This is a genomic window from Streptomyces sp. NPDC058576 (genome assembly GCF_042718715.1).
Classification (GTDB): Bacteria; Actinomycetota; Actinomycetes; order Streptomycetales; family Streptomycetaceae; genus Streptomyces.
Genome location: NZ_JBHXPF010000041.1, coordinates 59365 through 67631, shown reverse-complemented (window position 1 = coordinate 67631; position 8267 = coordinate 59365). Strand labels below are relative to the sequence as shown.

Here is an 8267-nt window from a genome sequence, read left to right as displayed (position 1 = left end):
CACCGGCCCCACCACCGGTTCCCCGTCCGGTCACTGCACCGATGATGAGGTGGGCGGCTCGATACCCTCGGTCGAGGGACACGGGAGCCTGGAGGCGTTGGTGGGACTGCGGGACCGGATCGCGGCGGAACTCTCGGCGGCCTTGCACGGCGGAGACCTCAGGCTGGAGCGGTACGCGGTGCCGCCCGGCGATCCGGGGTTGTTCGGGATCACGCCGGAAGACCCGGTGTGGCGGGTGCACGGGCAGGTCACCGGGATGCTCACCGGCGGGTTCGCCGCCCTGATGCTCCAGTCGCTGCACCCGCTGGCGATGGCCGGGGTGGACCAGCACTCCGACTTCCGCGCCGATCCGGTCGGGCGGCTGAACGGGACCGTACGGTTCATCACCACGACCACCTTCGGCTCCTCGCCCGCCGCCCGCGAGGTCATCGATCTCGTCCGGCGCATCCACATCCGGGTGCACGGCACCGCCCCCGACGGCAGGCCGTACCGAGCCGACGACCCCGACCTGCTCACCTGGGTGCATACCGCCGAGGTGCGCAGCTTCCTCGCCGGCCACCAGGCCTACGCGCCCCGGACGCACCGGCTGACCCGCGCCGAGTGCGACGCCTACTACCGCCAGGCCGCCCCCGTGGCGGAGGAGTTGGGGGCGCGCGACGTGCCGCGTACCTCTTCCGGAGCGGAGAGCTACCTGACCCGTATGCGCCCCCGACTCCACGCCACCCCGGCCGCGCTGGACTCGGTGCGCTTCCTCCGCGCCTTCGGACGCACGCCCCGGGAGCGGCTGGCCGTCCGCGTGCTCACGAACGCCTCGATCGGGATCCTCCCGGACTGGGCCCGGGCCGAGCTCGGCGTCCGCCGCCCGTCCCCCGTCCGCACCTGCTGGGACCGGCCCCTGGCGACGGCCGTCGGACGCACCCTGGAATGGGGGCTCGGCCCCTCCGAGATCCAGGCGGCGGCCCGGGGGCGGCTGGCGGGGGCGCGGGAGGCGTGAGGGCGCGGGCCCCGTGTCGTACGGGCCCCGGGCGGACGGCGGGCCGGCGGATCAGCGGAGTCCGGCGAAGAGATCCTTCTCGGGTACGGCCGCGCCGGTGGTGTCCTTGACCCGGACGAAGGTCTCCATGCCCATCAACTCGCCGAACCTCTCCTTGCCCATCCGCAGGAAGAAGATGTTCTCGCCCTGACTGGCGTGCGCGGCCAGCGCGTCGAACTTCTGATCACTGAACGCGGTGGTGTCCACCCATGTGGTGACTTCGTCGTCGGGGAGGCCGATCTCGGCCATGGCGGCGGCCTCGGCGGGATCCGGCTCCGGCATGCCCTCCTGGGACTCGCTCATGATCTCCCCGAACCGCCGCATCATCGAGTGCGGCATCGTCGTCCAGTACACCTTCGGCGTCAGCGTCGTCATCTCCAGCGCCGCCATCGTGATGCGGTGGGCCTGGATGTGGTCGGGGTGGCCGTAGAAGCCGTTCTCGTCGTAGGTGACGACCACGTCGGGCCGGTAGTGGCGCATGAGTTCCGCAAGCCGGGCGGCGCCCTTCTCCACCGGGGTCTGCCAGAAGGATCCGGGAGCGTCGTTGCTCGGCCAGCCGATCATCCCGGAGTCCGCGTAGTCCAGCGTCTCCAGATCGCTCACCCGCAGAACGTCACAGCTCGCCCTGAGCTCTTCACTGCGCATCGAGGCGACGGCCGCCGGATCGTGCCCGGGGTCGCCCGGCTTGACGCCGCCCGGCCCGTCGCCGCACCCGCCGTCGGTACAGGTCACGAGAACGGTGCGGATGCCTTCCGCCGCGTACCGCGCGAGCACCCCTCCGGTTCCCGTGGCCTCGTCGTCGGGGTGGGCGTGCACTGCCATGAGGGTCAAGGGCCGGTCAGTCATGAAAAGTCCTCCTGCGGAGATAAGTGGTGGTCCGAGTTCGCGGCGGGCGTACCGCGATTCCAGGGCTCAGGCCCTGACCGGGCCGGCGCCCCAGCGGACTCCGTGTTCCCCGTCCGCACGACGCCGGCCCCTCGGTCGATGCAACCGTGCCGACCGGGCCCGCTGTTCCCGACGCGGGCAGTCGGTCCCTGACGGAGCAGGGCGTGCGGCCGAAATCCACCTGCCAGAGTGTTGACGGTGTACACATTGCGACGTTACGTTCATGCGGCAGCGCCGACGCCGCCACCTCCCCCGCCCAGGAGACGAAGCCGTACATGGACTCTCCCATCGCCACCGTCATGCTCCCGGTCGCCCTCGCCGTCATCATGTTCGGACTGGGCCTGTCCCTGACCGCCGACGACTTCCGGCGGGTACGCCGGCATCCACGCGCCGTCGTCGTAGCGCTGCTCTGCCAGGCGGTACTGCTGCCCGCCGCGTGTTTCGGCCTGGTCGTCGCCTTCGGCCTCTCCCCCGAACTCGCCGTCGGGATGATGCTGCTGGCCGCTTCTCCCGGCGGGACGACGGCCAACCTCTTCAGCCATCTCTTCGGCGGTGACGTGGCGTTGAACGTCACGCTCACGGCGATCAACGCGGTCGTGGCGCTCGTGACGCTGCCGGTCATCGCGAACTTCGCCCTGCTCCACTTCGAGCCGGGGATCGGGGAGGACGGTCTCGGGCTGCAGTTCGGCAAGGTGCTCCAGGTCTTCGCCTTGGTGCTCGCGCCGGTCGTGATCGGGCTGATCGTACGCCGGCGTTCGGAAGCCTTCGCACGCCGCATGGACCGGCCGGTACGCCTCCTGTCGGTCGTCGTCCTCGTCGCGGTGATCATCGGCGCGGTGCTCGCCGAGCGGAGCGACATCGCCGACTATCTCGCGGACGCGGGGCCCGTGGCGCTGCTCTTCTGTGTGCTGAGCCTGGCCACGGGATACTTCGTGCCGCGCCTGGCGCGCGTCGAGAAGCGGCAGGCGATCGCCTGTTCCATGGAGATCGGCGTGCACAACAGCGCCGTCGCCATGACGCTGGCGATCAGCGTGCTCGGCAGCGTCAGCCTGGCCGTGCCCGCGGCCGTCTACGGCGTACTCGCCTATCCCGTCGCGGCGCTCGCCGGGCTGCTGATGACCCGTGTGGGCACGCGACGCCCCGCGGAGGAAGCCGCGCCGGCGGGCTGACCGGCGCGGGCTCGGCGTCACGGCAGATCGCCTCAGCCGTCGTGCAGGGCCGCCTTGAGCGCGTCGACGGCGAGGGTGCGGGCGACGTTCGCGGCGCGGGTGTCGCGCAGGCTGTCCAGCAGGAGGAAGTCGTGGACCATGCCGGCCACCCGGACGGAGGTCACGTCCACGCCGGCCTCGCGCAGCCGGTTGGCGTACTTCTCGCCCTCGTCGCGCAGGACGTCGGCCTCGTCGGTGATGACCAGCGTGGTGGGCAGGCCCCGGAGCTGCTCCCGGGAGGCCCGGAGCGGCGCGGCGTACGCCTCGGCGCGGTGGGCGGGGTTGCCGATGTAGGCGTCCCAGAACCACTTCATGCCGTCGCGGGTGAGGTAGTAGCCCTCGGCGAACTGGAGGTACGACGGGGTGTTGAAGTCGGCGTCGGCGACCGGGTACAGCAGGACCTGCGCCTTGAGGTCGATGCCCCCGCGCTCCTTGTTCATCAGCGCGAACACCGCCGACATGCAGCCGCCCACCGACTCGCCGGTGACCGCGATCCGCGAGGTGTCCAGCCCGTGCTCCGCCCCGTGCCTCAGGACCCACTGGCCCACGGCGTAGTTCTGCTCGACCTGGGTGGGGTACTTCGCCTCGGGCGCACGGTCGTAGACGGGGAAGACCCCGGCCGCACCGGCCCCGACTGCGAGTTCGCGGAAGAGGCGGTCGTGGGTCTTGTCGTCGCCGAAGACCCAGCCGGCGCCGTGGATGTAGAACACCACCGGCAGCGGCCCGGTGGCCCCTTTGGGCCGGATGATCCGGGTGCGGACCGTGCCCCACTGGCCCGAGTCCACGTCGACCCACTCCTCGTCGACGTCCGGGCGGGGCACGCTCGCATCGCTCTGCAGGCCGAGCAGGATGTCGCGGCCCTTCTCGGGCGGGACCTCGTAGATCCGCGGGTGGGGATCCGTGGCCTCGCACAGCGCCTTCGCGGCGGGTTCGAGGTAGGGGGTGATCGGAGGAGGTAGGTCAGTCATGTCAACTCCCTTTCGTGGGCTCACCCTGCGTCCTGTCCGCGGCACACATGTGCGGCCCGGTCACGGACCCGCCCGTGCGCCCTGTTCATTCGGCCCCATCAGCTGCTGGAGCCGGGCGCGCCCCGGACGGCAATGAGCGATTCCATCCTTCGCGCCCTGTTCGTCCCCCGCAACCGACACCGAAGCCCGTCAGGCGCTCAGCTAATGTAAGTGGTGCACACATCGTAGGTGATCACGAAGGAAGAGAGAATCGACATGACCGGCGAGCTGTTCTCACCGCTGCCCCTGCGCTCCGGGCAGGCACTGAGGAACCGGATCGCGAAAGCGGCGATGGAGGAGAACATGGCCGGCGACGGCCAGGTGCCCGACGAGCGGCTGTTCACGCTGTACCGGCGGTGGGCGGCCGGCGGTACGGGGCTGTTGATCACCGGCAACGTCATGGTCCACGCGGAGGCGCTGACCGGCCCCGCCGGTGTCGTGCTCGACGAGAACGCTCCGCTGGCGCCGTTCACCGAGTGGGCCGAGGCGGGCAGGTCCGGCGGCGGCGCGATATGGATGCAGATCAACCACCCCGGCCGCCAGGTCGCCTCCGGGATGCCCGGCGTCGTATGGGGTCCGTCCGACATCGGCGTCAGCCTGGGCAAGCACAGCAGCCGGTTCGGCCGCCCCACCGCCATGACCGCGCGGCAGATCGACGAGACCGTGAGCCGGTACGCGGTGACGGCGCACCGCGCCGAGAAGGCCGGCTTCGACGGTGTCGAGATCCACGCCGCGCACGGCTACCTGCTGTCGCAGTTCCTCTCCCCCTTGGTCAACAAGCGCACCGACCGGTGGGGCGGACCCCTGGAGAACCGCGCCCGGATGCTGCTCGACATCGTCAGCGCCGTACGGGCCGCCGTCTCGCCGTCCTTCGCGGTCGCGGTCAAGCTCAACTCCGCCGACTTCCAGCGCGGCGGGTTCGACGCCGAGGACGCCCGCCAGGTCATCGAGATGCTCGAACCCCTCGACGTCGACCTGGTCGAACTCTCCGGCGGCAGCTACGAGAGCCCGGCCATGACCGGCAGGTCCACCGATGCGCGCACCCAGGCCCGCGAGGCGTACTTCCTGGACCTGGCCAGGGACCTGGTCACCACCAGCCCGATCCCCCTGATGCTCACCGGCGGCATCACCCGGCGCGAGACCGCGGAGAAGGTCCTCGACAGCGGCGTGGCGGTCATCGGCATGGGCACCGCGCTCGCCGTCACGCCCGACCTGCCCCACCGCTGGCGCGGCAGTCGCGAGGCGGACCGCACGATGCGTCCGGTGACCTGGTCCGACAAGGCCCTCGCGTCCGCCGCGAGCATGGCGCAGGTCCGCCACCAGATGCGCCGCCTCGCCCGCGGCAGCGCCCCCAGGCCAGGCACCCACCCGGCGCTCGCCCTGGTCGCAGAACAGCGCAGGCAGCGCACCGCCCTGCGCCGCTACCGTGCCTGGCTGGCGAAGCCCCGGGGCGCGGCCTGAGCGGCCGATCCACCCGCCCCCGCCACGCCGAGGCGTTCCCGGGAGAAGCGGCGCGGGGCACCGCTCGCGGGCGGCCTCGGTTTCTCCTTCCTCGCCGATCACCTAACATGTATACAACGTTCACATCAGGGAGGAGATGTGGGCATGACAAACGAGGGAAGTGCGGTCCATGGCTCAGAGCAGCACGTACCACCACGGCGACCTGCGCGCCGCCTGCCTTCGTGCCGCGCGCGAACTCCTGGAGGAGGACGGCAGCGCAGGACTCTCGCTGCGCGCGGTGGCCCGGCGTGCCGGAGTGTCGGCGACGGCCCCCTACCGCCACTACGCCGACCGCGAGGCCCTCGTCTCCGCGGTGGCCGCCGAGGGGTACCGCGAGCTCGCCGGACACCTCGCACAGGCCCATCCCGCACCCTCGACACCCGATGAACTCGCCGCGGTCGCCGTCGCCTACGTACGGTTCGCGCTGGAGCACCCCGCCCTGTTCCGGGCGATGTTCGCGGAGCCCTGCGACCCCACCAGCGAGGAGCGCGTCGCCGCGACCGAGGCCATCTCGGCGTACGTCCGCACCATCGTCGAAGCCACCTTCCCCGATGTGGACGCGGGCGCCCTGTCGACCACGGTGTGGGCCCTCGTCCACGGTCTCGCGTTCCTGCACCTCGACGGCAAGCTCGACTCCTCCACCCCCGAGGCCGTGGCCGCGCAGGTCACCTCCGCCGTCCACGCGCTCTTCAACGCCTCCCCTGCGCTGTCCGGTTCGGCAGCAGCCGCTCGGTCGGCGGCCTGAGCGCCGACTCCTCCGGCGCCGCGAGGAGCGACAGCCGCTGCCGGATCTCTCGTACGCCCGCCCCCTCCCCCGTACCAGCCCATCGGAGGCCGATCACGGATGGTGGCCCGTGCCCGTCACGCCGTGCCTCGGTCCGGCGGGCCGCCCACCACCGTGAGCAGGTCCACGACGAAGATCAGCGTCGAGCCCGGCGGGATCAGCGCGGACGGTGACTGCTTGCCGTAACCGAGACGCGGGGGAACGATGATCTCGCGCCGGCCGCCGACCCTCATTCCCCTCACCCCCCGGTCCCAGCCCTTGATGGCCCTGCCACCGCCCACGGCGAACTTGAACGGCCGGTCCTCCTCCCAGGAGGAGTCGAACTCCCGCCCGGACGCGAACGTCACCCCTGCGTAGTGGACCTGGACGACCCGGCCCGGCAGCGCCTCGGGCCCGTCCCCGACCACGAGGTCCCGGATGGTCAGTTCGGTGGGGGCGTCGCCCTCCGGAACCTCGATCACCGGCTTCGTCAGTTCGCTCATCACGGTCCCCTCGCTCGCCTCCGGAACCCCGCACGGGGGTCGACCGGACACACGGACCTTCCATGTGTGGCAGAAGATCACGTTACGTCGAGCACGGCTCGGGCGTGCTCGTCGGTGAAGAGACGGCCCGGGCCACGTGGTCGCGCAGCTCCTGTTCGGTGAGCGGGTGGACGTTCCGTGCGAGGCGGGCAGTCACCGCCGACCGGCGTCTCTCCGCGCCACTCAGTTCTCGATGAGCATTCCCCGGCGGAGCTCGGCGAGCAGCCGGGACAGCAGCCGGGAAACGTGCATCTGGGAAATGCCGAGATGCTCGCCGATCTGGGCCTGCGTCATCTCCTGACCGAAGCGCATCGCCACGATCCCGCGGTCCCGCGCGTCCAGCTTCTCCAGGAGCGGGGCCAGGGCGTGGAGGTCCTCGACCCGTTGCAGTGCCGGGTCGATGTCGCCCTTGGTGTCCCCGTAGGTGACGGTCTCGGCGCTGTTCTGTTCGACGCCGATGGGCAGATCCAGGGAGCCCGCGGTGTAGCCGTTGGCGGCGACGAGGCCCTCGATGACTTCTTCCTCGCTGAGTCGCAGGTGCTGGGCGAGTTCGGCGACGGTGGGGTCGCGATCGAGCCGGCCGGCGAGTTCTTCTCGTGTCCTGGCCAGGGTGACGCGCAGTTCCTGCAGACGGCGCGGTACGTGAACGGCCCAGGTGGAGTCGCGGAAGAACCGCTTGATCTCTCCGACCATGTAGGGGATCGCGAAGGAGGTGAACTCCACTTCCCGGCTCAGCTCGAACCGGTCGATCGCCTTGATCAGCCCGATCGTGCCGACCTGGACGATGTCCTCCATCTCACCGCTGCCGCGATTGCGAAATCGCCTCGCCGCGAAATGCACCAGGGACAGGTTCATCTCGATCAGAGTGTTCCGCGCGTACTGGTACTCCTGCGTGCCCTCTTCCAGCACCTGCAACTGCTCGAAGAACAGGGCTCCCATCACCCGTGCGTCTTTCGGGGCGATCTTTCCGGGATCCTCGATCCTCGGAAGCGTCGCCACGCCGGTGTCTGCCACCGTCTGCGGTGCCTCGGCGGCTATCGACGCGTCCGGATGCCCGGCCACGAACTCCGCCGTGAGGAGGCCGCGTTCGACCCGTTCCGGATCAGCCGGGCCGCACGGTGTTCGTAGCCCGTGTTCCGGTTCGGCGGCGGAACGCCGAGGGTGTTGCGATGTGCTGAGCATGCGCGTCTCCCGATGACTGCGGATGATGGAGCACGGGAGGGCGGCGACGAGGGACACCTCAGGATGGCCCGAAAGGCCGCTCCCCTGTGTGTGCCTGTTGCCTAAGCACGCCGGACCACTACCTGTCCCCGATCGGCGAGGCCAAAC

Annotated in this window: 8 protein-coding genes; 4 read left to right on the top strand and 4 right to left on the bottom strand. The window is 70.8% G+C overall.

Annotation, left to right across the window (positions count from 1 at the left end; all coding sequences use genetic code 11):
• The first annotated feature begins 49 nt into the window (after positions 1-49).
• The gene (locus ACFWRV_RS25565; protein WP_384338080.1) at positions 50-994 is read left to right on the top strand and encodes an oxygenase MpaB family protein; all 945 of its coding nucleotides are present in this window, start codon (positions 50-52) and stop codon (positions 992-994) included.
• A gap of 51 nt (positions 995-1045) precedes the next feature.
• Here the strand turns inward: ACFWRV_RS25565 and ACFWRV_RS25560 are convergent, their stop codons facing one another.
• Positions 1046-1879, bottom strand: a complete 834-nt coding sequence (locus ACFWRV_RS25560) for a PIG-L family deacetylase (protein WP_384338076.1) — start codon at positions 1877-1879, stop codon at positions 1046-1048.
• Between the two features lie 314 nt (positions 1880-2193).
• Between ACFWRV_RS25560 and ACFWRV_RS25555 the strand changes: the two genes are divergently transcribed.
• On the top strand, positions 2194-3087 hold the full coding sequence (locus tag ACFWRV_RS25555) for a bile acid:sodium symporter family protein (RefSeq protein ID WP_384338075.1): 894 nt from the start codon (positions 2194-2196) through the stop codon (positions 3085-3087).
• 32 nt (positions 3088-3119) lie between these two features.
• Here the strand turns inward: ACFWRV_RS25555 and ACFWRV_RS25550 are convergent, their stop codons facing one another.
• Positions 3120-4094: an alpha/beta hydrolase gene (locus tag ACFWRV_RS25550; RefSeq protein WP_384338074.1), complete on the bottom strand. Its 975-nt coding sequence runs from the start codon at positions 4092-4094 to the stop codon at positions 3120-3122.
• A gap of 255 nt (positions 4095-4349) precedes the next feature.
• On the opposite strand from ACFWRV_RS25550, the gene ACFWRV_RS25545 reads away from it, so the two are divergent.
• Positions 4350-5594, top strand: a complete 1245-nt coding sequence (locus tag ACFWRV_RS25545; protein ID WP_384338079.1) for an NADH:flavin oxidoreductase/NADH oxidase family protein — start codon at positions 4350-4352, stop codon at positions 5592-5594.
• A 169-nt stretch (positions 5595-5763) separates the two neighbouring features.
• The gene (locus tag ACFWRV_RS25540) at positions 5764-6378 is read left to right on the top strand and encodes a TetR/AcrR family transcriptional regulator (protein ID WP_384338073.1); all 615 of its coding nucleotides are present in this window, start codon (positions 5764-5766) and stop codon (positions 6376-6378) included.
• A gap of 116 nt (positions 6379-6494) precedes the next feature.
• On the opposite strand, the gene ACFWRV_RS25535 is transcribed toward ACFWRV_RS25540, so the two are convergent.
• Both ACFWRV_RS25535 and ACFWRV_RS25530 read right to left on the bottom strand, forming a co-directional pair.
• Positions 6495-6899 carry an FKBP-type peptidyl-prolyl cis-trans isomerase gene (locus ACFWRV_RS25535; RefSeq protein WP_384338072.1) on the bottom strand — a complete coding sequence of 135 codons (405 nt, stop codon included), beginning with the start codon at positions 6897-6899 and terminating at the stop codon, positions 6495-6497.
• Positions 6900-7121: 222 nt separating this feature from the next.
• A complete protein-coding gene (locus tag ACFWRV_RS25530; RefSeq protein WP_384338071.1) occupies positions 7122-8120 on the bottom strand; it encodes an RNA polymerase sigma factor SigF in 999 nt (332 codons plus the stop codon).
• Between the last annotated feature and the right edge of the window lie 147 nt (positions 8121-8267).

What these genes read in the sequence shown, in the direction of transcription:
- ACFWRV_RS25530 (WP_384338071.1), bottom strand. Translation starts at nt 8,120, where the DNA reads ATGCTCAGCACATCGCAACACCCTCGGCGTTCCGCCGCCGAACCGGAA.
- ACFWRV_RS25555 (WP_384338075.1), top strand. Translation starts at nt 2,194, where the DNA reads ATGGACTCTCCCATCGCCACCGTCATGCTCCCGGTCGCCCTCGCCGTC.
- ACFWRV_RS25540 (WP_384338073.1), top strand. Translation starts at nt 5,764, where the DNA reads ATGGCTCAGAGCAGCACGTACCACCACGGCGACCTGCGCGCCGCCTGC.
- ACFWRV_RS25545 (WP_384338079.1), top strand. Translation starts at nt 4,350, where the DNA reads ATGACCGGCGAGCTGTTCTCACCGCTGCCCCTGCGCTCCGGGCAGGCA.
- ACFWRV_RS25550 (WP_384338074.1), bottom strand. Translation starts at nt 4,094, where the DNA reads ATGACTGACCTACCTCCTCCGATCACCCCCTACCTCGAACCCGCCGCG.
- ACFWRV_RS25535 (WP_384338072.1), bottom strand. Translation starts at nt 6,899, where the DNA reads ATGAGCGAACTGACGAAGCCGGTGATCGAGGTTCCGGAGGGCGACGCC.
- ACFWRV_RS25560 (WP_384338076.1), bottom strand. Translation starts at nt 1,879, where the DNA reads ATGACTGACCGGCCCTTGACCCTCATGGCAGTGCACGCCCACCCCGAC.